21 protein-coding genes and 1 tRNA gene are annotated in these 21,539 nt (G+C 50.8%); 6 read left to right on the top strand and 16 right to left on the bottom strand.

What is annotated here, in order from left to right:
- Positions 1-43: 43 nt before the first annotated feature.
- From Q3C19_RS12910 to Q3C19_RS12880, 7 genes are all read right to left on the bottom strand, one after another.
- A complete protein-coding gene (locus tag Q3C19_RS12910; RefSeq protein WP_022163930.1) occupies positions 44-259 on the bottom strand; it encodes an immunity 17 family protein in 216 nt (71 codons plus the stop codon).
- A gap of 11 nt (positions 260-270) precedes the next feature.
- Entirely contained in the window at positions 271-696 is a 426-nt protein-coding gene (tsaE, locus tag Q3C19_RS12905; RefSeq protein WP_022163929.1) for a tRNA (adenosine(37)-N6)-threonylcarbamoyltransferase complex ATPase subunit type 1 TsaE, read from the bottom strand.
- A gap of 70 nt (positions 697-766) precedes the next feature.
- Positions 767-1,612 (bottom strand): metal ABC transporter permease, encoded by an 846-nt coding sequence (locus Q3C19_RS12900; RefSeq protein WP_277122435.1) that lies wholly within the window; start codon positions 1,610-1,612, stop codon positions 767-769.
- Positions 1,613-1,709: 97 nt separating this feature from the next.
- Entirely contained in the window at positions 1,710-2,141 is a 432-nt protein-coding gene (locus Q3C19_RS12895) for a phospholipase (protein ID WP_277122436.1), read from the bottom strand.
- Positions 2,142-2,235: 94 nt separating this feature from the next.
- Positions 2,236-3,495, bottom strand: coding sequence for a 3-phosphoshikimate 1-carboxyvinyltransferase (locus Q3C19_RS12890; RefSeq protein ID WP_277121242.1), 1,260 nt, complete (start codon positions 3,493-3,495; stop codon positions 2,236-2,238).
- A gap of 52 nt (positions 3,496-3,547) precedes the next feature.
- Positions 3,548-3,946, bottom strand: a complete 399-nt coding sequence (locus Q3C19_RS12885; protein WP_277121241.1) for a hypothetical protein — start codon at positions 3,944-3,946, stop codon at positions 3,548-3,550.
- A gap of 24 nt (positions 3,947-3,970) precedes the next feature.
- Positions 3,971-4,756, bottom strand: coding sequence for a TerB family tellurite resistance protein (locus tag Q3C19_RS12880; RefSeq protein WP_071150479.1), 786 nt, complete (start codon positions 4,754-4,756; stop codon positions 3,971-3,973).
- A 439-nt stretch (positions 4,757-5,195) separates the two neighbouring features.
- Between Q3C19_RS12880 and tpx the strand changes: the two genes are divergently transcribed.
- The gene (tpx, locus tag Q3C19_RS12875) at positions 5,196-5,747 is read left to right on the top strand and encodes a thiol peroxidase (protein ID WP_205410656.1); all 552 of its coding nucleotides are present in this window, start codon (positions 5,196-5,198) and stop codon (positions 5,745-5,747) included.
- Positions 5,748-5,770: 23 nt separating this feature from the next.
- Here tpx and Q3C19_RS12870 read toward each other — a convergent pair whose 3' ends face one another.
- Positions 5,771-6,991 (bottom strand): transglutaminase domain-containing protein, encoded by a 1,221-nt coding sequence (locus Q3C19_RS12870; RefSeq protein ID WP_302729785.1) that lies wholly within the window; start codon positions 6,989-6,991, stop codon positions 5,771-5,773.
- A gap of 192 nt (positions 6,992-7,183) precedes the next feature.
- On the opposite strand from Q3C19_RS12870, the gene Q3C19_RS12865 reads away from it, so the two are divergent.
- Positions 7,184-7,987: an EFR1 family ferrodoxin gene (locus tag Q3C19_RS12865; protein WP_302729783.1), complete on the top strand. Its 804-nt coding sequence runs from the start codon at positions 7,184-7,186 to the stop codon at positions 7,985-7,987.
- 84 nt (positions 7,988-8,071) lie between these two features.
- On the opposite strand, the gene Q3C19_RS12860 is transcribed toward Q3C19_RS12865, so the two are convergent.
- Together Q3C19_RS12860 and Q3C19_RS12855 are read right to left on the bottom strand one after the other, a co-directional pair.
- Positions 8,072-8,773 (bottom strand): response regulator transcription factor, encoded by a 702-nt coding sequence (locus Q3C19_RS12860; protein WP_302729781.1) that lies wholly within the window; start codon positions 8,771-8,773, stop codon positions 8,072-8,074.
- Positions 8,770-10,113, bottom strand: coding sequence for a sensor histidine kinase KdpD (locus Q3C19_RS12855; protein WP_302729779.1), 1,344 nt, complete (start codon positions 10,111-10,113; stop codon positions 8,770-8,772). Before Q3C19_RS12855 ends, Q3C19_RS12860 begins: the two co-directional genes overlap by 4 nt.
- A 153-nt stretch (positions 10,114-10,266) precedes the next feature.
- Here Q3C19_RS12855 and Q3C19_RS12850 point away from each other — a divergent pair, with 153 nt between their 5' ends.
- Entirely contained in the window at positions 10,267-12,558 is a 2,292-nt protein-coding gene (locus tag Q3C19_RS12850) for an outer membrane beta-barrel protein (protein WP_302729777.1), read from the top strand.
- 198 nt (positions 12,559-12,756) lie between these two features.
- Here Q3C19_RS12850 and Q3C19_RS12845 read toward each other — a convergent pair whose 3' ends face one another.
- The 4 genes from Q3C19_RS12845 to aroB all read right to left on the bottom strand — a co-directional run bounded on the left by Q3C19_RS12845 (position 12,757) and on the right by aroB (position 14,952).
- Positions 12,757-13,032 (bottom strand): Txe/YoeB family addiction module toxin, encoded by a 276-nt coding sequence (locus tag Q3C19_RS12845; RefSeq protein WP_022161662.1) that lies wholly within the window; start codon positions 13,030-13,032, stop codon positions 12,757-12,759.
- Positions 13,020-13,310, bottom strand: a complete 291-nt coding sequence (locus Q3C19_RS12840) for a type II toxin-antitoxin system Phd/YefM family antitoxin (RefSeq protein ID WP_071150472.1) — start codon at positions 13,308-13,310, stop codon at positions 13,020-13,022. Before Q3C19_RS12840 ends, Q3C19_RS12845 begins: the two co-directional genes overlap by 13 nt.
- A 196-nt stretch (positions 13,311-13,506) precedes the next feature.
- A tRNA-Pro gene (locus Q3C19_RS12835) sits at positions 13,507-13,581 on the bottom strand.
- A 309-nt stretch (positions 13,582-13,890) separates the two neighbouring features.
- Positions 13,891-14,952 (bottom strand): 3-dehydroquinate synthase, encoded by a 1,062-nt coding sequence (aroB, locus tag Q3C19_RS12830; protein ID WP_277121234.1) that lies wholly within the window; start codon positions 14,950-14,952, stop codon positions 13,891-13,893.
- Between the two features lie 184 nt (positions 14,953-15,136).
- Between aroB and Q3C19_RS12825 the strand changes: the two genes are divergently transcribed.
- From Q3C19_RS12825 to cls, 3 genes are all read left to right on the top strand, one after another.
- Entirely contained in the window at positions 15,137-15,550 is a 414-nt protein-coding gene (locus Q3C19_RS12825) for a hypothetical protein (RefSeq protein WP_022162076.1), read from the top strand.
- Positions 15,551-15,654: 104 nt separating this feature from the next.
- Positions 15,655-18,594 carry a TonB-dependent receptor gene (locus Q3C19_RS12820; RefSeq protein ID WP_277121233.1) on the top strand — a complete coding sequence of 980 codons (2,940 nt, stop codon included), beginning with the start codon at positions 15,655-15,657 and terminating at the stop codon, positions 18,592-18,594.
- A 181-nt stretch (positions 18,595-18,775) separates the two neighbouring features.
- Positions 18,776-20,215 (top strand): cardiolipin synthase, encoded by a 1,440-nt coding sequence (gene cls, locus Q3C19_RS12815; protein WP_277121232.1) that lies wholly within the window; start codon positions 18,776-18,778, stop codon positions 20,213-20,215.
- A gap of 10 nt (positions 20,216-20,225) precedes the next feature.
- Here cls and rsmD read toward each other — a convergent pair whose 3' ends face one another.
- Positions 20,226-20,762: a 16S rRNA (guanine(966)-N(2))-methyltransferase RsmD gene (gene rsmD, locus Q3C19_RS12810; protein WP_022162073.1), complete on the bottom strand. Its 537-nt coding sequence runs from the start codon at positions 20,760-20,762 to the stop codon at positions 20,226-20,228.
- The gene (locus Q3C19_RS12805; protein ID WP_071150458.1) at positions 20,753-21,532 is read right to left on the bottom strand and encodes a DUF3822 family protein; all 780 of its coding nucleotides are present in this window, start codon (positions 21,530-21,532) and stop codon (positions 20,753-20,755) included. Before Q3C19_RS12805 ends, rsmD begins: the two co-directional genes overlap by 10 nt.
- Positions 21,533-21,539: the final 7 nt, after the last annotated feature.

The following is a 21,539-nucleotide window of genomic DNA, read 5'->3' as shown; positions in this document are numbered from 1 at the left end:
ACGGGAACCGCACCGATAAAGAGGAACATCCTCAACCGGTTGGTCAGACCGCAGGCGTGTTCAGGTAGAAGAATACGGCAGTACCTATCAGGATGAGGCCCAATACTCCGTAGAACCAGCGTGCCTGTCGGCGTCCGACGTTGTTGACGATGAACTGCGTGTTGCGCGCCGTGAAGAACCAGTCCCAATTGAAAAGAGCAGCCAGCAGAGCTGTAACTCCGGCGGCCGCAAAAATGCCTTGTATGATGTATTGACTCATGGTGCGCGGTTTTATCCGAGTTCTTCCATGGTCACTTTACGGGCACCGTTTTCTACCTCTTCGATGGTGACTTTGATGGTGTTGCCGGGCAGCAACTCTTCGATGAGTTCGGGCCATTCGATGAAGCAGAGCGCACCGCTGTAGAAATAGTCTTCGTATCCCATGTCATATACTTCTTCGAGTTTCTTGATGCGATAGAAGTCGAAATGGTAGATCAGTTCACCGGCGATGTCTGAACGGTATTCGTTGACAATGGCAAAGGTGGGCGATGTGATGACGTCCGATACTCCCAGCTCTTCGCAGATGGCTTTGATGAAAGTGGTTTTTCCTGCTCCCATTTTCCCGTAGAGGGCAAAGACGGTGTTGTCGCCCATGGCTTCGATGAACTGGCGGGCGGCTTCGTGAATCTGGTCTAATGACTGAATTGTTATTTCCATATCTGATATGTTTTAATTGAACGATGTTTGTTTCCCAACCGTATCGTACTTGCTCCTGACGTCGGGGGTATTATTTCCTTTCCTGCGGAACGGCGGCTGGGCTTTTCTTCCGCAAATATAGCCAAAAACTCTTTCCAGCCTTGCAAAGCGCATAGATAATGATGGAAAAGAAGATGATGGAGGCTCCCGACGGCACGTTGAGGTAGAACGAAATCAGCAGTCCGCCTAGGCAGCTGAGGTAACCTATACCGATGGACAGCCAGATAATCTGGTGAAAGCGGTAGGAAAAAAGATTGGCCGTCATCTGCGGAATGGTGAGCAGCGAGATGACGAGCACAATGCCTACCATGCGCAGGCAGGCCACGATGGACAGGGCTATGAACATCATCATCGCATATTCGAACAGTTGTACGGGGATGCCTTGCGAACGGGCAAACTCGCGGTCGAAAGCTACGTAGACAATGGGCCGCAGGTAGAGTGCAAAGAAAAGGGTGAGCACCGCAGCCAGTGCTGCCAGCAGGGCAATATCGGCCAGCGTGATGGTGAGGATGTTGCCAAACAGATAGGCCGAGAGGTCGGGCGCAAAACCGGGCGAAAGGAAAGTGAACATGATGCCTAGCGCCATGCCCAACGTCCAGAAGACGGCGATGGCCGAGTCTTCGCGCATGTCTTTCCGTTTGCTGAGCCATTCGACACCGAAGGCCGACAGTACTGCAAACAGGGCGGCGGAAAGGATGGGTGGGATGCCGGTGTACAGTCCCAGTCCGATGCCTCCGAACGAAGCATGGGTCAGACCACCGCTGATGAACACCAGCCGACGGGTGACGATGTACGTGCCCACCATGCCGCAGACGATACTTGCCAGCAGGCTGCCGATGAGGGCATGTTGGAAAAAGGTATATTGCAACAGATCCATGTTCATTAATGGTATATGATGAATGGTAAATGGTTAATGGTGAAGGTCTGTATTGACTTGCGGCTCCTTCTTATTCCATTTGCCTCCTTTTAACTTTTTACTTTTTGTGCGGGTTGGCTCTCAGTTCGCCGACAACGAGGAACACTTCATCCTTCAGGTTGTCCGGCAAGGCAATGCCGCGCAGTTGCAGGCTGCGTACCCAGCCAGCCACGTCTTCGTCCTGCATGGTGTAGAAGATGTCGCGGAATTCGTCTTCCTGCTGAGGGGTATACGAGTCAGGTGCCACGCCGGCGTATTTATCCAGTTCTTCGTCGTCGTAGTATTCTATTTTCCGGCTGACAGCTGCCAGCAGGCTTTCTTTCTCGCAGACTTCGTGCTGCCCGCAGCATTCGCTGTCCACTTCAACCACTTCGGGCATGGCTTCGAGTTCTCCGCTTTCTACCTGACGGCGCAGGCGGCGGTTGTGTATTACTCCGGCTACGGCTGCTACCACGGCCAGAACTATCAGACTAACAATCAGTATCCACATACCTTATTTAATATATAGAGTGTCGCAAAGATACACAGATTTTGGGCATGAAGAGGCATGACAGCCTTAAAAAAGCGGAAACACACTGTCCTTTTCAGCTTTCTGTGCCTTCGGTGATGCGGAAACCTGCCACTTGCAGGTCTTTCCAGTAGTTGGGGTACGACTTGGACACTACCTGCGGATGGTTGATGCGGATGTCGGGACGCACCAGGCAGGCCGGGGCAAAGGCCATGGCCATGCGATGGTCTTCGTAGGTGTCGATGGCGGGAGCGTCGGAGGCGGGGCAGCGTTCGCCGTCCCATGTCAGGATGCTGTCTTGCTCGGAGCGTACCACGTAACCCAGTTTGCGCAACTCGGTGATGAGGGCGCAGATGCGGTCGGTCTCTTTGATTTTCAGGGTTTGCAGACCTGTGAAACGGAAGGGGATGCCTTTCAGACAGCAGGTCACGACGAAGGTTTGTGCCAGGTCGGGGATGTCGGTCATGTCTTCGTCGAGGCGGTCGGCACAAGTGGAGGTACGGGTCAGGCGTACGCCCTGTGTCGTGTATTCGGTGTGGATGCCCAGTCGGGCAAAGACTTCGGCTCCGCGACTGTCGCCCTGATGGCTGTGCGGCAACAGGCCGGGCAGTTCGATGCAGGGGGCGGCAGTAGTGTCGTCGGTGTTGCTACTCCAAAGGGCCAGCATTTCGTACCAGTAGGAAGCGGCGCTCCAGTCGCTTTCTACCGTGAAGGGGACGTCCTGGTAACTGCCTGGCTCTACCTTGATGCGGTCGGGGGCGGTCCATTGGGCATTGGCTCCGAAGCTGTGCATCAGTTGCAAGGTCAGGTTGATGTAGGGGCGTGAGATGATGTCGCCTGTCAGATGCAGCTCCAGCCCGCGGGGCAGCACGGGACCTATCATCAGTAAGGCCGATATGTATTGCGAGCTGACGTTTCCAGCCAGTTCGATTTCGTGTCCTTGCAGGCGGCTGCCGGTGATGTGCAGGGGCGGAAATCCTTCGTTAGCGATGTAGTCGATTTGTGCTCCCAGTGTGCGCAGGGCATCCACCAAGATGCGGATGGGACGTTGCTGCATACGCTCGGTGCCGGTGATGACGCGTGTGCCGGGCGTCACACTGAGGTAAGCGGTGAGGAAGCGCATGGCGGTTCCGGCAGCCATGATGTCGATGTGTTGAGGATGTCCGTCGAGGGCACGAACCATGACGCGCGTGTCGTCGCAGTCGCTCAGGTTGGCGGGCAGTGTCGTGCCGCCCGAGAGGGCGTGCAGGATAAGGGCACGGTTGCTGATGCTTTTCGAAGCAGGCAGCTGTATGGTGGCGTTCAGGCTGTCGGGGCGGGTCAGTAGGTATTGCATAGGGTTGTATTTGCTAAAGGGTTATCGTATAAAATGAGTGTTCGTTTGCGGATTACTGTGCGGCAGGTTGTAGCACCTCCCAAAACCTCTGTGGCAAGTGTATGTTTTCCACATCGACAGCATCACGGAACAGCGGAGCTATTTCGGCAGGACGGAATCCGGCAATGCCGCAGCCTATTTCGGTGACGAGGAATGTCAGTTCGGGGTGTTGGCGGGCGAAGCTGATAAATTCGTCCACATAGGGCTTGATGCGGTCGGGGCCTCCGTGCATGGTCGGGATGCCGTAGGTCTGTCCTTGCAGGCCGGTGCCCTGACCCCAGATGGCTCCCCACTTTTTCCAGGCCAGCAGTGCGGCACCTCCGCCGTGGTGGCCTTCGAGGTTGCTTCCGAAAACGAATATTTCACCGGGCTGTAACTCGGTGATGCGGGGTGACGTGATTCTTCCGTTCATGGCGATTGCTTTTAAGGGTGTTGTTTATTTCATGCCTCGGGCCTTGTAAATCAGCTCCTTGGCGTTGTTGATACTTTGGAATTTCTCTTCGGCTGCCTTCTTGATGTCTTCGCCCAGCGTAGCTACGCGGTCGGGGTGGTGCTTCAGGGCAAGGCGGCGATAAGCGGCGCGTACTTCGTCGTTGGAGGCCGATGGATCGATTTCGAGCACTTTGTAGGCTTCTTCCAGCGAAGTGCCGCCCATGTTGAGCATCGACTCCACTTCTTTCGCCGACAGTCCCATGTAAATGGCTACTTCCTTCAGCGCCTCTAACTCTGCCGTGCAGACGTGGCCGTCACTTTTGGCAATGTTGGCCAGGAAGGCGAGTAGTTGCAACCGTTCTTCATAGCTCAGGTTGGCGGCTATCTGCTGTCCGCAGTCGTGTATCGTATTCTTGAAGGCCATCGGATCCTGACTGTCCATACGCTTGCGCTGTTCGAAGAGGTTCAGCAGAATCTGCTGTCCTTCGCTGACGGCTGCTTCGCCGAAATTGGTGCGCAGAAAGTTGCGTACGTACTCCATTTCGCTGTGCATGATGCGACCGTCGGCCTTGATGATGTACGACGCCATGACAAGCATGGAGAAGAGAAAGCTGTTGCGCTGTCCCCGGTATGTGTCGTTGGCCGTCTGATATTCGTCACCGTAATAACTGCCTTGTGTGGCGGGGCGGTCGAGGTCGAACAACGACCCTACTGCAAATCCTGCCAGTGCGCCCAGCGGTCCTCCGGCCATAAAGCCGATGATGCCGCCAATCCATTTTCCTGCTCCCATAGTTCTTTCTGATGTTTTTTAAATGTTCATTTTTCCTGTTTTCCGGTTCCGTTTCCCGATTCTTGCTTGATAGGACGTATTTAGTTGGTAAACAATCTGTTAACAACCTTGTCCTAGTACTTCCCTATAGGCCTTCTGAGCCGTGCAAGTGTTGCTCGCGAGCCGTGCAAGTGTCTCTCGTGAGCCGTGCAAGTGTCTCTCACGAGCCGTGCAAGCGTCGTATATCGGCCTTTCGGGCGAGGGAATTTCGACTACGTTCCGTTGTCCTTTTTTCGGGTACGGGCGAACCGGTTTCTTGCTTTTTATTTTTGCAAATGTAGGTATTTCCTTTGTGGCATGCAACCAAATGGCGGGTGAGATTGTTGATAAAGGAAAAAACTATTTTATGAATATCTTTCAATTTATCGTAAGTATGGGAACAGCTTTTACATTGGCTTCAATGCCAGTTGATACTACAGCCGGAGTTAGAAATGGAAATCCGGAGGGAGAAAAAAGAGAAATTGTGATTTGTCGTGGGTTCGAGGCTCATACCTGTGGGCCGATGGTGGAAGTAGGTCAGGAGGCACCCGACTTCCGGGCGGTGAATGCTGCGCTGGAGGAAGTCGGCCTGTCGTCTTATCGCGGGAAACGTGTGATACTGAATATCTTCCCCAGCCTTGACACGCCGACGTGTGCCATGTCCGTCCGTCAGTTCAACGCCCGCGCTTCGGAACTGGAGAACACCGTGGTGCTCTGCCTGTCGATGGACTTGCCCTTTGCACAGTCACGCTTCTGCACCACCGAGGGGCTGGAAAACGTAGTGCCGCTCTCGTTGTTCCGCAGCCATGATTTTGTAGAAGGCTATGGCCTTCGCCTGGCCGACGGTCCGCTGGAAGGGCTGATGGCACGTGCAGTCGTAGTGATAGGCGAGGACGGCAAGGTGCGCTACACGCAGCTGGTCAAGGTGATTTCTGACGAACCTGACTACGAGGCTGCACTGAAGGCGTTGTAGCGATAGGCACTTGAGCCTTCTTTTTATCGGGGAGCCTGCCAGAAGTACTGGTCGTCGTTGACGGACAGGTTCCTCGAATTCCGTTGACTGCTGTCGCAGCCGGTGGGTTGCAGGAAGATGCAGTTGATGAGATTCTCATAGTCGCTTTCCGTATTGAACCCGTAGCGTGTCCAGCTTTCCAGATAGAACAGGTTCTTGGCCATGTATTCGTACAGATAGTCTTCTGTCGTGGTCTTCTTTTCATTGTTCCAGTTGGCTTCTTCGTTCACTTGGACGGGCAGGCCGCTTCTGAGGCGTGCGCGCACTTCCTGTATGCTCAGCAGGTTGCCCTGTTCGTCGGTCACCCAAGCGTTGTTCGTGGGGTCTATCCAGAGCCACTTGCCGAGGGTGGACGAATAAACGGCGTTGATGACATGGCAGTCGCTGATGTACGTCTTCGGCATGCAGGTGATGACGCGCGATGGGATACCCATCGACAGGTAACACTCGTTCAGCACCGTGGCCAGTCCGCGGCAGTTCAGGCCCCGGCTGCCGTCCTTGCAGGCCTCGGCAAAGTTGATGGAGTTGTTTCCACCTGTCGGATTGCCGTTCCCGCCGTCGTGGCGTATCTTGTCGTGGATATAGGTCAGGATACCTTTGATGGTGGCCAGTTCGTCGCCCGCCACGGCCACGCTGTCCAGCCGGAAATAGTTACGGACGCGCTTCAAGTCGGGTTCGTCGGCCTGCGCATAGACAATCCGGGGCAGGCTGTCGGCCGGCTGCGTGCGGGTGTATTCCGGCGCATTTTGCAGGATATAGAGGTAATCGGTGGTCTCTTTCAGTCGCTGCAGGGCGGGCTGTAGTTCAGGTGCGTCCAGAATGTCTTTCAGGTCCTCATCATTGACTACCCTGTTGTAGCTGACTTCCATCTTATTGCTGTTCAGGGATTTGAGCAGGCTGCTGACGGCTTCTTGCTTTTTCCCCCGTATTGCCTGGACGCTGGCCATGTTATAGTAATAGGAGTATTTGACGTAAGCATAGCCTTCGGCCAGTTGCGACGCATGTGCGTCGTAGAGGTCAATAACCTTTTGGCAGAGGGCTTCGGCAGCCGGATAGTCCTTCCCGGTATATGCGTTGATAAACTGTGTGTTCAGTGAGTCAACGGAAGCCATGAATTTCCGTTCAGCATAGGTTTGTGCCGACAGGCTTGTGAAGCAGGCTAAACTTAAAAGTAAAATCAACAGGTTTCCTTTCAGTTTTTTCATTGTGGGTTCTGTTAAAAAATGGTTGTAAATAGGATTGTTCAGGCTACAAAGTAATCGATAATAAATGAAATGTTCAAGTATTCAGATGGATTAAAACTTGTCGGATATGTTTCTACAAGAATTAATCCTTATTTTTGTCGGCAGAAGTCCCGCGGATGAACGAACGGGGCATGTCGTTGTTATAGAAACGTTATGATACTCTATTTTTCTGCAACAGGAAACAGCCGCTATGTGGCGGCTATGCTGGCCCGGGAGTTGGGCGGTCAGCCGGTGATGGATATGGGCCTGTACATGAGGCCGGGAGCAGAACGGCTGACGGTAACGTTGGCCGAGAGCGAGCCGCTGCTCTTCGTCTTCCCCGTGCATTCGTGGGGACTTCCCAAGTATCTGGCGGGCGTGCTGGCGTCTATGGACGTGCAGGGCTATGTGCCCGGGCGAAACTACGTCGGCCTGCTGGCAACCTGTGGTGACGATGCAGGCCGCCTGTACCGCATGTGGGGTGAAACGGTGAGTCGGGCAGGGCTACGGGCTGATGCCGGCTTCACGGTGTTCATGCCTAATACGTACGTCCTTTTTCCCGGCTTCGATGTAGACAAGGCAGAAGTGCGCGACCGTAAGCTGGCTGCCGCTCCAGCTGCCGTCCGGCAGGTAGCAGAACAAATCAAGGCGGGAGTGCGGGGCGATTTTACCTGGAGAGGTACGTTGCCGGGACTGAAAACCAACGTAAATTATCCGCTGTTCGCCCGCTTTATGACGTCGGACAAAGCGTTCCGTGCCGACGCAGACGCCTGCATTGGTTGCGGCCGTTGCGCGGAGGTCTGTCCCGTGAGCAACATTACGCTGACGACTGTGCATCCCCGTCGTGAGGGCAAACACATGCCCGTCTGGAACGGTCGGTGCCTCAACTGCCTGGCTTGTTACCATTATTGCCCCACGCATGCCATTGCCTACGGCTCGAAGACTCAGGGCAAAGGCTATTACACGTGCCCTAAATAGAGGTGTACAGTTCCTGTTCTTTATGTTTTCCTGACACAGTGTTTCGTGATCCTCATGCCGTACTTCGTTGAAGGGTGATGAGGCTTAGTCTTCTAGGCAGACACCAACACCTTTCAGCGATTTGAGTGTGACGGTGGAGTCTTGGGAAAGATACTTGCGGAGCTTGGTGATGAAGACGTCCAGGCTGCGCGAAGAGTAGAAGTCGGCTGTTTCCCATACGGTGGTCAGGATGTCGTCGCGCTGGACTACTTGTCCTTTTCGGCGGCAGAGCATTTCGAATATTTTTGCTTCTTTGGGTGTCAATGCCTGGCGCTCCGTGCCGTGGCAGAGCAGGTGTTGCGAGGGCAGGAAACGATAACTGCCGATGGCATATCCTTCTTCTGCGGGAACGTCCACGGTCTGTGGGGCAGGGGCACTCTGTTTTATCTTCAGCACAGCCCGGATATGGGCATTCAGCTCTTCGGGCAGGAAAGGCTTCTTGATGTAGAAGTCGGCGCCCGACTGATAGCCGTTGATGACGTCGCGTGCAGTCGTCAGTCCCGTGATGAAGATGACGGCCAGCCGGGGATAGCGCTGACGGATGTGCTGCACCATGGTCATGCCGTCCATGACCGGCATCTCTACGTCGGACACAATCACGTCGAACTCCTTCTGCTCCAGCAGTTCCAGCCCCTCCCGGCCGTTGGGGGCGGTGGCTACTTCGTAACCGCCTATCATCTGCTCCAGGCTGCTCTTCAGGATGAAGCACAGGTTCTTGTCGTCTTCTACCAGCAATACTCGTATCATAATTTCTTGTCTTGAACAGGCAGCGTCAGTGTGAATTCACTGAACTTGCCTTCTATACTGTTTACCGAAACGCTTCCGCCCATGGCCGTGATGACTTTGTAGACAAAGTTCAGCCCCAGGCCGAAGCCGGACACTTTCTTCTCTTTCTTGTATTCCAGTCCGCCGCGGTCGAACTTTTCAAAGATGTGCTTCTGCTGTTTCAGCGGAATGCCCCAGCCGTTATCCCACACCCGGATGAGGACGTGGCGGTTTTGCTCTTCGGCAGAGAGGCGGATGGTGACACATTCGTCGGAATACTTCAGCGAATTGTCTATCAGGTTGCTAAGGGCTTCCTTCAGGTATTCGGCATCGGCTGTTACCATGAGGGAGTCCGGGCAATGGGTTTCAAGGGTTACTTCCTTGTCGGTCTGGATCCGGTATTTCTGTGTCAGCTCGTCGAACAGGGCAGACAGGTTGACCGGCTCTTGTGCCAACTTCAGGCGCGACTGCTCCAGCTTGGCGATGGTCAGAATTTTCTCGGACAGATCGAGCAGGTGGGCACTCTCTTCGTGCAGGATGGAGAAATACTGTTTCTTCAGTTCGGGATTCCGGTCCAACAGACCGCTTTCCAACGTATGTCCGGTCATGGAGATGGTGGTGATGGGCGTCTTCATGTCGTGAATCATGGCGTAGGTGAAGTCCTGCCGCAGGCGGGCTATCCGGTCTTGGCGAATGATGATGCGTATCTGATAGACGATGCATCCGGCCACGAATACCAGCAGCAGGGCGGTAGCTACGAGCAGGACGCCCATCTGCCGGAAGGCAATCCAATAAGGGTTCAGGATGGTGGCCCGGACGGCTTGTGTATGTTCCCTGTTCAAATAGACAGGATTAGTCTGAAGCACCTTGAACGGATGTTTCCAGGCAGAAGCAATCTTTTCCTGAAGAGGCGCACCAAGAGAGTCGACCAGCTGGCATTTCACTTGGGCCTGATACCCTTCTTGCGCCAGACGGGCTGTAAAGATGGAGTCGGCCAGCGGCAAGGAGATGGATGAGTGGTAAATGGAGTCGGCATAATGGTTGGTGAGTACCGCCAGATATTCGAACAGCGTCTGGTCGATTTCTCTTTCATAGTCGAAATTCGTAGAAAAACTGAGGGTGATATCTTCATCTTGGGTATCGCTTAGCCGGTCAAGACGTGTTTTGGCCTCGTCTACAACAGCCTGCGGGAACAGACGGTTGCTGACCTGCAACAGTTCTGCTTCTATCATCCGGTAAGTGTGGGCCAGCCACGAGCCTTGGATGGCTACGATGATAATCAGGCTCAGAAAGGTGAGTATTTTGATGTATTTGCCGGGCATAAGTGTCTTGATTTGTCGGCAAAGATATAACAATCTCTTAACAATCGGGTCTTTCCTAACAATAATATAAGGAAAGCATAACGAAGCCATAACCAGCTTTCTGCCGTAAAGGCCGTTACTTTGCGGTATGAAAACAAAATAAATGAATGCTTTATGAAACAGATTGTTATTCTGACGGTAAGTTTGATTGTGGCAGCCATTCGCTTGGCTGCGCAAGAGATAAGAGGAAGTGTGGCGGATAAGGACCAATGTCCGATTGAGGGTGCAACGGTAGTGATGCAGACGCCGGATTCTGTATTTGTTGATGGCGTAACTACCGATTCGTTGGGCCGTTTCGTCTTTCATCGGGAAATGAAGCAATACCGCTTGATTTTCCAACACCTACTTTATAAGAGTGTAGTGAAAGACTATAACGTGGCTGGTGATATTGGTGTGGTGACCATGGACGAACAGGATGCCTATGCCTTGAATGAAGTGGTGGTCAGTGCCCAACGTCCTTTGGTGAAAGCCGAGAACGGTGCCTTGACCTACGATGTGGAAGCCTTGGCCGAAAAGACGACGGCTAACAATGCCTACGAAGCCTTAACTCGCCTGCCGGGCGTATTGGAGCAGGGCGGAAGCCTGAGCTTGATTGGAGCAGGAAGCGTGATGGTGATACTGAACGGGCGCCCGTCGTCCATGTCAAGCGAGCAACTGGTAAGTCTGCTGAAGAGTACGCCTGTCAGTAATGTGGAGAAGGCAGAGGTGATGTACAGCGCGCCAGCCAAATACCGGGTGCGAGGGGCGGTTATCAATCTGGTGCTGAAGGACCGGAAGTCCGAAGACACTTTCCTGCGCGGGGAAGTCGGAGCCGACTTTACACAAGCTCGCTATACGCAGGGCAACGGGCGCATGAACTTTTCCTTCGGAGGGCGAAAGGTGACGGCGGATGTACTTTATGCTGCTGACTATACCAAACGGCGGACGGGGTACGATTTTATCTCCCACCATACGCTGGACAACGTGGTGCACGATGTGGAGCAATACAACACCGGGTTGAGAAGAAAGCTGACCCACAACGTCCGCACTTCCTTGGAGTATCGGATAACCGAGAACGATCATTTGAATATGGCTTATACGGCAGCCATTACTCCCAGTCTGCGGACGGTTGAAAACTCGGAGGGCACCTTGTCGGAATCGTCCAACGTCCGGAAAGGAGACGAGCAGATGCACAACTTTACCCTCGACTATACGGCACGTTGGGGAATGAACATCGGCGTGGATTACACCTGTTATTCCTATCCAAGTGTGCAGGAGTTCAGCAATCGGATAGGTGAGGACGAACAGAACTTTTCGGCTGACAGCCGTCAGCGCATCAACCGCTGGAATGTCTATGCAGGCCAGACGCACGTCCTGCCCCAGGATTGGAGTCTGAACTACGGCATCAACTTTTCTTTTGCCAATGACGAAAGTTCCCAGTTCTATCACGCTCAGGAAGGAGGGGATATGTCATCACTGAATTCTGAGACGAAGTTGGACGAACGGACCTACAACTTCTATGCCGGGCTGGAGAAGGCCTTTGGCGAGCGTCTGTCGCTCTCTCTGTCCGCTGCCGGGGAATATTACCGTTTGGCCGATTACAAGCAGTGGGCTGTTTATCCCTCCATGCAGTTGAACTACATCCCGTCAAGTTCCCACATCTTCCAGCTTTCTTTCTCTTCAGATAAGACCTATCCCGACTATTGGAGTATGCAGGACGCCACGAGTTACCTCAACGGTTATGCTAAGGTCGTAGGAAATCCCGGCTTGCGCCCTTCGACGGACTATACTGTCGACCTGACCTACATCCTGAAAAGCAAATACATCTTCAGCCTGTATTATACCCATGTAAAAGACTTGTTTGCCCAGTTGGCCTACCAAAGCCCCGACGAACTGACGATGATTTATCAGACGGTGAATTACGATTACGAACAAAACTTCGGTCTTTCAGTGATTGTTCCGTTCACGGTCGGCAATATTTGGAACTCCCGCCTCACGCTGGACGGCTCCTACCTCAGGGATGCCTGCAAGGATTATCATGCCATCGGTTTCGATAACCGCGTTTGGCGAGGAATCGTGATGCTGAACAATACCTTCCGGCTATCCTCTAAGCCGGCCATCAGCCTGGAGTTGAACGGCCTGTATGTCAGTCCTTCCGTTCAGGGGAATTACGATTTGTCTTCTGTTTGGAAAGTCGATGCCGGACTGAAATGGACCTCTGCCGACCAGAAAGCCGAACTCCGCCTGACGGGTAACGACCTGTTCAACAGTGCGACACCTAATGCCCGTGTGAATGACAGAGGGCAACGGTTCGAGATAAACCAGCACGCGGACAGTCGCTTCCTATCCCTTTCGTTTACTTATAAATTCGGTGGCTACAAGGCGAAGGAACACAAGGATGTGGATACGTCGCGCTTCGGCTATTGAGAAGTTAAAGAGTGATTTTTCCTTGGCAGCTATGTTAGCAATATTTTCCCTTTTGTCTTCTCTGTTTCTCATAGTTAGAGAATAAACGGAAATCTATTAAGAAAGTATTTGGGCTCAGTATAAAATCTTGAGGGTGTCAAAATGTACATGAACATACATTTTGACACCCTCTTTCTTTAATTGGAATATGTCTTGTTTCTATTTCTTTGTGTAATGATATCTCATGGAGAATATATAAACCTCTATTATATCATCATGCACGGAGTAAACAATTCTATGCTCGGCATTGATTCTTCTTGACCATTTTCCAGCCAGTTCATATTTAAGTGGTTCTGGTTTTCCTATCCCGGTATAAGGGTGTTCGGCTATATCTTCCAATAGGGTTTGAATTTTATTCAAGATAACCTTGTTGCCACTTTGCGTGAAGTATAGATATTCTTTCCGTGCCTGTTCTGACAATGTTATTCTGTACATGCTGCCCGTTTTAAGAAATCTTCTATGCTTTCACCTTCATTCTGGGATATAGAATTACCGTTTTTAATATCCTCTTCACCTTTATGTATTGCTTCCATTGTATCGGGCGACGACATAAGGTATTCTGTTTCTTTTAGCGAATTATATTCATCCAAAGAAATCATCACTACCCCTTTACCATTCCCGCGATTGATAACTACGGTATCATAATCATCAATGACTGCATCAATGTAGCTTTTCAGGTTGGCTCTTAAATCTGTGAAATTGGCTGTCCTCATAAATTCTCCTTTGTAAGTACGCAAAGATATGTACTTATTTGCGTACTTACAAATATAAATAGTTAATTATTAGATATAAAGAAAGAACACCTTTTTATCAGATCTCCCTTTCCTCGATTAAACCGCCGCTTACAGCAATATGCCTAAAAACAAAAAAGCATCGACAATCGTCAGATTATCAATGCTTTTTTACCAGTCGGGGTGACTGGATTCGAACCAGCGACCACACGCCCCCCAGACGCGTACTCTAACCGGGCTGAGCTACACCCCGAATTGCGGATGCAAAGGTAGCGCTTTATTTTGAATTGGCAAGCGTTTCGGCAACTTTTTATTGAATTATTTTCTATTTCCTTTATTGATAGCGAGTTACGAAAACACTTTTTTATTGGCTTACGTGTCGGGGACACTGCGCGGGCAGAAGAGGGGATGGAAAAGACTGTTTGCGGGCCTTCTGAACCATACAAGTACGGCTCGCGAGCCGTACAAGTGTCTCTCGCGAGCCGTACAAGTGTTTCTCGTGAGCCGTACAAGTGTCTCTCACGAGCCGTGCAGGCATGCTTCTGAGAGGGTATGGAAGGGGTCAGAGCCCCATGCACTCCCGATAGAAGTCGAGGGTTTCGAAGATGGTGTCCTTGTCAGCAGTCTGGTTCAGGCAGATGTCGCCCACGTCTTTCAGCAGGGTAAAGTTGATGATGCCTGCGGTGTTCTTCTTGTCGTGCAGCATCAACTCGTAGAGGCGGTCGTACTGCTTGCAGGTGAAGGAGAAAGCACCGTAATTTTGGCGGACAAACTGAACTACCTGGCGCATGCGTTCCTTGGGGAAGTCGGTCTTGAGATGGGACAGGTAAAGTTCGCACACCAGTCCCCACGCCACGGCGTAACCGTGCAGCACGGGGCAGTTCTCGGCCAGGGCCAAGCTTTCGAAAGCGTGTCCGATGGTGTGGCCCAGGTTGAGGGCTTTGCGGATGCCATGCTCCTGCGGGTCTTGGGCTACGATGTCTTCTTTGACCTGAACGGAGCGGCCTACCATCTCCTTCAGCAGGCGGTAGTCGGGGCATTCGGTGTCGAAAGCCAACAATTCGTCAAGATGTTGCGGGGTACTGATGAGGCCGTGCTTCAGCATTTCGGCATAGCCGGAGAAGAAGTTGTGGGCGTCGAGGCTTCGTAGAAACTCTGTTTCGAGCAGCACACTGGCTGCGGGTGCGAAGGCTCCGATTTCGTTCTTCAGTCCGTTGAAGTTGATCCCCGTTTTTCCGCCTACCGAGGCATCGACCATCGCCAGCAGTGTGGTAGGAATGTTGATGTAGGCGATGCCGCGTTTGAAGGTGGCAGCAGCAAAACCGCCGAGGTCAGTCACCATGCCTCCGCCCAGATTGATGAGGAGCGAGTGGCGGGTAGCACCTTGTTGGCTCAGAGCTTGCCACACCGAGGCCAGCGTTTCCAGTGTTTTGTGCACGTCTTCGGCGCCAATTGTGATTTCGGTGGCTTCCTTCAGGGCTTTAATGTCGGCCAGCAGCGGCAGGCACAAGCGGTGGGTATGTTCATCGGTCAGGATGAAAAGTCGGTCGTGCGGACATTTTTCGATGGCGCCAGTCAGTGCGCCGTTCAGTTCTTCGCAGAGGATAACTTCTTGTTTGTTCATACGTTGATTTGTAATGGTTGATTGCTAATATCAGGTGGCAAAGATACTTTTTTGAGTGGACAAAGCATCGGTTTGCAGAGGGAAAAGCGGTTTTCCCCGACATTTTTTGAGCGGAATACGAAGAAAATGCGTAAGTTTGTCCACGGAAAACTCTATTATACTTACTTAAAAACAAAAATACGCTATGAAAGCTTTGCTGCCCGTGTTCTGTCGCCCGTTGGGCTACTTTGTGATTGCCCTTGCCTTGTTTCTGCCTTTCCTGATGCTGATGATGGGGCGCGTGACCGATGCTAACCTGCTCTTTTACAAGGAGTGTGCCAAACTGCTGATGATGATGGGCTGTCTGATGATCATCTTCGCCCTGACAAAGAACGAAACAGAAGAAACTGTTCGTGTGCGCAACCAGGCTACACGCAATGCCATGTTTCTGACTGTGCTCTTCATCTTTGGCGGCATGCTCTACCGTGTGGCCAAAGGCGACATTGCTTCGGTCGATACTTCCTCTTTTCTGATCTTTTTGATACTGAATGTGCTTTGCCTGGAATTTGGTATAAAAAAAACGGCAGTTGATAGATTATTTAAGCGGAATAGTCGATAAAATCGAAAATCAGCGTGTCACGCATTAAACCTTTTGCCTATTATTCTGTCAAATGAAGCAGTGTAAAAAAAGACATTGTTTACATTTAGAAGAAGAATAGACACATGAAAAGAATTATCATTGGTGCGGTGCTGTTGCTGACAACAGCTGTGACCGCATTTTCGCAAACAAGAAGCATTACCGTGTCGGGCCGTGTGATGGAAGACGATACCAAGCAACCGGCTATGCAGGCTACTGTGCAGTTACTTTCTCTGCCCGACAGTGCGCAGGCGGCTGGTGTCGCAAGTTCCAATCAGGGATACTTTAAACTGCCCAAGGTGAAACCGGGCAAGTACACCCTGCGTATTTCTTACATCGGCTATAAGAGTAAGTTCATTCCCATGATTCTTACAGCCGCCGTTCCCGAGAAAAACATCGGTACAGTAACGCTAGAGTCGGATGCCGTGATGTTGTCCGAAGCTGTAGTCGTGGCTGAAGCTCCCCAAGTGCAGGTAGTTGAGGATACCGTTGCATTCAACTCGTCGGCCTATCGTACGCCCGAAGGAGCCATGCTTGAAGAATTGGTTAAAAAGTTGCCAGGTGCTGAGATTGACGAAGATGGAAATGTGAAAATCAACGGAAAAGATGTGAAGAAAATTATGGTGAACGGAAAAGAGTTCTTTGGCGGTGACGTGAAAACTGGTTTGAAGAACCTTCCGGTAGACATGATCGAGAAGTTGAAGACATATGATAAGCAGTCCGACTTGGCGCGGGTAACCGGTATTGATGACGGTGAAGAAGAAACTGTGCTCGACCTTACAGTGAAGAAGGGTATGAACAAAGGTATTTTTGGAAACGTAGACCTGTCGGGTGGTACGGAAGACCGTTATATGGGACGTGCCATGATGAACTACTTTAACGATAATACGCAGGTGACCTTCATTGCCGGCGCCAATAACGTGAACGATCAGGGTTTCTCGGGCGGTGGAGGCGGTCCCCGCTGGCGTAGGAACAACGGTTTAACAGCTTCTAAAAATATCGGTCTGACTTTCGCTACTGAAACTGAGAAATTGGAATTGGGAGGTAGTGTACGTTACAACTATAGAGGTAATGCCGCTTACAGCGACGGATATACCGAGAACTTCCTTTCAAGTGGGGCAAGTTCGTCGTTCAACAATTCACGTTCGCTCAATAAGAGTAGTAATCAGAATATCAATGCAGATTTTCGTCTGGAATGGAAGCCTGACACACTAACAAACATTATTTTCCGTCCTAACCTTAGTTATGGTAAGACTTGGAGTGCTTCGAATTCTATGTCCGGAACTTTTAACAGCGATCCTTATGCGATCGTTGAACGTCCGAACGACTATCTGGATATTACTCAACTGGCAAAACTCGATTTGTCGAGTGAAACTTTTGATGGTGAAATAAATGATCCGTTGCAAGACATTCGTGTCAATACATCGAACAACCTTTCCAGCAGCGATGGTAATTCGCTGTCGGCCAATGCCACTTTGCAAATCAACCGTCGGCTCAGTTCGAACGGACGTAATATTACTTTCCGTGGAACGGCTGGTTACAATGACTCGGAAAACGACCAGTACAGTGCTTCGAACACTCGTTACTTCCAGGCCGGAGAAGACGGCACTGTCAAGCCCGAGGATATCATTCGTCGCTATATGACTACTCCTACCGATGGTTATAACTACAGCCTGGAACTGACTTACAGCGAGCCGCTTTGGAAGGCTACTTTCCTGCAGTTCCGCTATCGTTTCAGCTACAGCAACAGTAAGAGTGATAAGAAGACTTTCAATTTGGGTAACGATTGGAACATGGGCGATATGTTGCCCAGTGATTATGAAGACGGTTATGATGCTGAGCAAAGTAAGTATGCTGAATATGAAACTTATACTCATCGATTCAGTCCCAGTTTGCTCTTCAATCGTGAAAAGTATCGTCTGAGTGTTGGTGCCGATTTCGAGCCACAAAACACTTCGTTGTCCTATGAAAAAGGTTCGTATGTGACCGATACGGCGCGTAGTGTGTTCAATGTAGCTCCGAGCGTCGACTTCCGTTATCGCTTCTCGAAGGTAAGCCAGTTGCGTATCACTTACCGCGGACGTAGTTCGCAGCCCAGCATGGAGAACCTGTTGGATATAACCGATGACTCTAATCCGTTGAATATTACTAAAGGTAATCCGGGTTTGAAGCCTTCATTCAATCATAATTTCCGTATGTTCTACAATACTTATGATCCCGATCGTCAGCGGGGTATTTTTACTCATGCTAACTTCCAGATGACGCAAAACAGCATCAGCAGTATGAGAACTTACAATGAACAGACCGGTGGTTGGGTAACCAAGCCTGAAAATATTAATGGCAACTGGAGTGCAATGGGTATGTTCGGTATCAATTCGGCGTTGAAGAATAAGAAGTTCAATATCGGTTCGTTTAGTAATGTGTCTTATAATAATAATGTAGGTTATCTTTCGGTAGGTGAAGTTTCTCAGAAAAATACAACTACTAACTTGAGTTTGCAAGAGCGTCTGACCGGTACTTATCGTAACGACTGGTTTGAATTCGGCTTGAACGGCTCTTTTGCTTATTCAATCGAAAAGGACAAGTTGACTCCTACTAACAATCAGAAGCCTTACAACTTCTCGTATGGTGCTACTACGACCATGACAGCACCTTGGAATATGACCCTTTCTACCAACATAGCTAACCAAAGCCGTCGTGGCTATCTTGACAGTAGCATGAACCGTGACGAGCTTATCTGGAATGCCCAGCTTTCGCAGACTTTCCTGAAAGGTGCCGCTACTATCAGTTTCGAAATGTACGACATCTTGAAGCAGCAGAGCAATATCAGCCGTTCGCTGACAGCGAGTGGACGTTCGGTATATACCTATAATGGTGTCAACAGCTATTGCATGCTTCACTTCATTTATCGTCTGAATATCTTCGGAGGTAAGAATGCCCGTCGTGATAGAGGTCCCGGTATGGGATTTGGCCCTGGTCCTGGTCACGGTCCTGGTGGATTTGGTGGTGGTCGCCCCCGTTTCTAATGTTTTTAGAATATAACAGGTATAAGTTTTATTATGCAAGCCTGAGGCGGAATGCTTTCCGCCTTGGGCTTGTGTCTTTTATGTAATATGGTTGCCGGTAATATGCAGAAGCTGTCCTTTTTCAATACATTTTCTGCTGGAAGAAGAAGAGTATTCTGAAAAAAGCTTTATATTTGTTTGCATGATTGACTGGAACCTTATAGCAGGACAGATAGCCACGGTAGCATTCGACATTGTTTATTTTGGCGCAATTATCGGTACGATTATCGTCATAGTGCTCGACAATCGTAATCCGGTAAAGACTATTGCGTGGATACTGATTCTGATGTTTTTGCCCGTGGTGGGTCTGGTATTCTATTTCTTTTTCGGGCGCAGCCAGCGGCGTGAACGTATTATCGGGAAGAAACTGTATAGTCGCCTGATGAAGAAATCGATGGCTGAATACATGGCGCAAGGTTCATGTCGTCTTCCGTTGCACTACAGCAGGCTGATTTCGCTGTTTCGTAATGCCAATCAGGCGTTTCCTTTCGACGGCAATCGGGTGTTGGTGTACACCGAGGGGCTTTCTATGCTGCAGGCTTTATTGCGCGAGTTGCAGAAGGCTACGCAACATATTCACATGGAATTCTATATCTTCGAGGATGATGCCATCGGCCGGCTGGTGCGTGATGTGTTGATAGACAAGGCGCGTTCGGGCGTCGAAGTAAGGGTGCTTTACGACGACGTAGGTTGTTGGCATGTTCCCAACCGTTTTTTCGATCAGATGCGTGAGGCGGGCATTGAGGTACGTAGTTTCCTGAAAGTCCGTTTCCCATTGTTCACCAGTAAGGTGAACTATCGTAATCACCGCAAGATTGTTGTCATCGACGGGCGCGTAGGTCTTGTAGGTGGCATGAATCTGGCCGAGCGCTATATGCGCGGTGTTGCGTGGGGCATTTGGCGCGATACACACCTGTTGCTGGAGGGGAAGGCTGTACACGGTTTACAGACGGCTTTCCTGCTCGACTGGTATTTTGTAGACCGTACACTGATAACTTCGGCGCGTTATTTCCCTAAGATAGATTGTGCGGGATCGGCTTTAGCACAGATTGTGACGAGTGAACCTGTGGGTCCTTGGCGGGAAATCATGCAGGGGCTTTGCATGGCTTTGATGGGGGCGCGTAAGTATTTCTACATGCAGACGCCTTATTTCCTGCCTACCGAGTCGGTATTGGTGGCTATGCGTACGGCTGCACTTGCCGGGGTAGATGTACGGTTGATGATTCCGATGCGTGCCGACAGCCGCCTGACGCATCTGGCTTCGTGCTCTTATCTGGCTGATGTGTTGCAGGCGGGTGTGAAAGTCTATTTCTACAAGAAAGGTTTTCTTCACTCCAAGCTGATGGTTTCGGATGATGAACTGTCGACGGTAGGGTCTACTAATATCGATTTCCGCAGCTTTGAGCACAATTTTGAGGTAAATGCATTTGTCTACGACGTAGAGACGGCGTTGCAGATGCGTGAGATTTTCCTGCAAGACCAGCGCGACTGTGTACAGGTATTCCTGAAGAACTGGGTAAAGCGTCCGTGGCACCGGAAGGCAGCCGAAAGTGTAGTCCGTCTCTTCTCGCCGGTGCTATAACCGGAAACGTTTAACGGAAGAAGCTGAAGTTGACGCTGCCGTATACTCTTCTTTCCACAAAGTGTGGATGTGTTTCGAAGTTGTTTTTCTTGCCGTGTTCAAGCACGAACAGGCAGTCTTCTTTCAGCAGGTTGTTTTCGAAGATGAGGTCGGGGAGAGTCTCCAGGCCGGGCAGTTCGTAGGGAGGGTCGGCAAAGATGAAGTCGAACTGTTCACGGCTTCCCTGAATGTACTTGAATACGTCGCCACGAACGGGGAAACAGCGGTCGGTCTTGACTTCTTGCATGATTTTGCAGATGAAAGCGTAGTGGTCGCGGTCTTTCTCGACGCTGACTACCTGGTCGCATCCTCTGGACAGCAGTTCGATACTGATGCTTCCTGTGCCTGCAAAGAGGTCGAGGGCACGTATGCCGCCTTCTTCAAAGTCGATGTAGTTGGACAGGACGTTAAACAGGTTTTCTTTGGCAAAGTCTGTAGTAGGACGTGCCTTGAACGTGCGTGGCACGTCGAAGCGTCTTCTTTTATATATTCCGCTGATTACTCGCATAAGTTGATGGTTTGCAGGTCTAAGTTGTTGGCCGGATTCATGACGAATACCCGGCTGATGAATTTTCGCAGTTCGGCCAGTAGGTCTTTCTTTTCGTTCAGGTTACCGCTCAGGTGCAACTCGTCGCGTTCCTGGTCCAGACCAAGTTCTTTCCAGATGTAAAGAAGGTAATAGATACGGTCGGCATTGACTTTGCAGTCGAAAGAGTTGGCCAGTAGCAGGCGTCCGCGTTCGTATGCATATACGTTTAGACTGCCGGTTTGCAGGTAAACGTACATCTTCCGGTTGTTGCCCAACCGACTCTTGGCGGCATAGTACTCGATAAGCGGGCTGGACTGTGCGTGAAACTTGATGTCGGCATACTGTTCGCGCAGGAAGGTGAAACTGGTTTTGTCGACACCGTACAGCACGACGATGTTATTGTTGTGCAGGATGTCGTATTGCACCAGCTCGTTGTCTTTTTTCGTCAGATTGTGGTAGAATACGGTTTCGGCCTGTTCGTCTTCGAAGAATTCGAGTGGCACGAAGGTGAAACGTTTGTTGGCTATCAGTGCATTGACTCGCCTGTAGGGGCGGTTCAGCCATTCTACCTCGCGGAAGGTTTGTTTCAGGTTGGCGGTCAGCGAGAGCGACTCGTCTACCTGCCGGTCGTAGAAGGAGTATTCCCCTTCTCCCAGAGGGTTGAATACAGAAAAAGAAAATCCATCCGTACTAAGACGGATGGATAATGTATACTGTTCCGATTTGTTGAAATCAGTGTTTTCTATCATTTAAACT

Source organism: Bacteroides sp. ET489, assembly GCF_030518095.1.
GTDB classification, from domain to species: Bacteria; Bacteroidota; Bacteroidia; order Bacteroidales; family Bacteroidaceae; genus Bacteroides; species Bacteroides ndongoniae.
Note: the sequence above shows the minus strand (reverse complement) of the source record. Positions and strands in the feature narration are given on the sequence as shown.

Bases quoted from the DNA above. Each gene is read 5' to 3' on its own strand.
- Q3C19_RS12910 (WP_022163930.1), bottom strand. From the start codon at position 259: ATGAGTCAATACATCATACAAGGCATTTTTGCGGCCGCCGGAGTTACA.
- tsaE (WP_022163929.1), bottom strand. From the start codon at position 696: ATGGAAATAACAATTCAGTCATTAGACCAGATTCACGAAGCCGCCCGC.
- Q3C19_RS12900 (WP_277122435.1), bottom strand. From the start codon at position 1,612: ATGGATCTGTTGCAATATACCTTTTTCCAACATGCCCTCATCGGCAGC.
- Q3C19_RS12895 (WP_277122436.1), bottom strand. From the start codon at position 2,141: ATGTGGATACTGATTGTTAGTCTGATAGTTCTGGCCGTGGTAGCAGCC.
- Q3C19_RS12890 (WP_277121242.1), bottom strand. From the start codon at position 3,495: ATGCAATACCTACTGACCCGCCCCGACAGCCTGAACGCCACCATACAG.
- Q3C19_RS12885 (WP_277121241.1), bottom strand. From the start codon at position 3,946: ATGAACGGAAGAATCACGTCACCCCGCATCACCGAGTTACAGCCCGGT.
- Q3C19_RS12880 (WP_071150479.1), bottom strand. From the start codon at position 4,756: ATGGGAGCAGGAAAATGGATTGGCGGCATCATCGGCTTTATGGCCGGA.
- tpx (WP_205410656.1), top strand. From the start codon at position 5,196: ATGCCAGTTGATACTACAGCCGGAGTTAGAAATGGAAATCCGGAGGGA.
- Q3C19_RS12870 (WP_302729785.1), bottom strand. From the start codon at position 6,991: ATGAAAAAACTGAAAGGAAACCTGTTGATTTTACTTTTAAGTTTAGCC.
- Q3C19_RS12865 (WP_302729783.1), top strand. From the start codon at position 7,184: ATGATACTCTATTTTTCTGCAACAGGAAACAGCCGCTATGTGGCGGCT.
- Q3C19_RS12860 (WP_302729781.1), bottom strand. From the start codon at position 8,773: ATGATACGAGTATTGCTGGTAGAAGACGACAAGAACCTGTGCTTCATC.
- Q3C19_RS12855 (WP_302729779.1), bottom strand. From the start codon at position 10,113: ATGCCCGGCAAATACATCAAAATACTCACCTTTCTGAGCCTGATTATC.
- Q3C19_RS12850 (WP_302729777.1), top strand. From the start codon at position 10,267: ATGAAACAGATTGTTATTCTGACGGTAAGTTTGATTGTGGCAGCCATT.
- Q3C19_RS12845 (WP_022161662.1), bottom strand. From the start codon at position 13,032: ATGTACAGAATAACATTGTCAGAACAGGCACGGAAAGAATATCTATAC.
- Q3C19_RS12840 (WP_071150472.1), bottom strand. From the start codon at position 13,310: ATGAGGACAGCCAATTTCACAGATTTAAGAGCCAACCTGAAAAGCTAC.
- aroB (WP_277121234.1), bottom strand. From the start codon at position 14,952: ATGAACAAACAAGAAGTTATCCTCTGCGAAGAACTGAACGGCGCACTG.
- Q3C19_RS12825 (WP_022162076.1), top strand. From the start codon at position 15,137: ATGAAAGCTTTGCTGCCCGTGTTCTGTCGCCCGTTGGGCTACTTTGTG.
- Q3C19_RS12820 (WP_277121233.1), top strand. From the start codon at position 15,655: ATGAAAAGAATTATCATTGGTGCGGTGCTGTTGCTGACAACAGCTGTG.
- cls (WP_277121232.1), top strand. From the start codon at position 18,776: ATGATTGACTGGAACCTTATAGCAGGACAGATAGCCACGGTAGCATTC.
- rsmD (WP_022162073.1), bottom strand. From the start codon at position 20,762: ATGCGAGTAATCAGCGGAATATATAAAAGAAGACGCTTCGACGTGCCA.
- Q3C19_RS12805 (WP_071150458.1), bottom strand. From the start codon at position 21,532: ATGATAGAAAACACTGATTTCAACAAATCGGAACAGTATACATTATCC.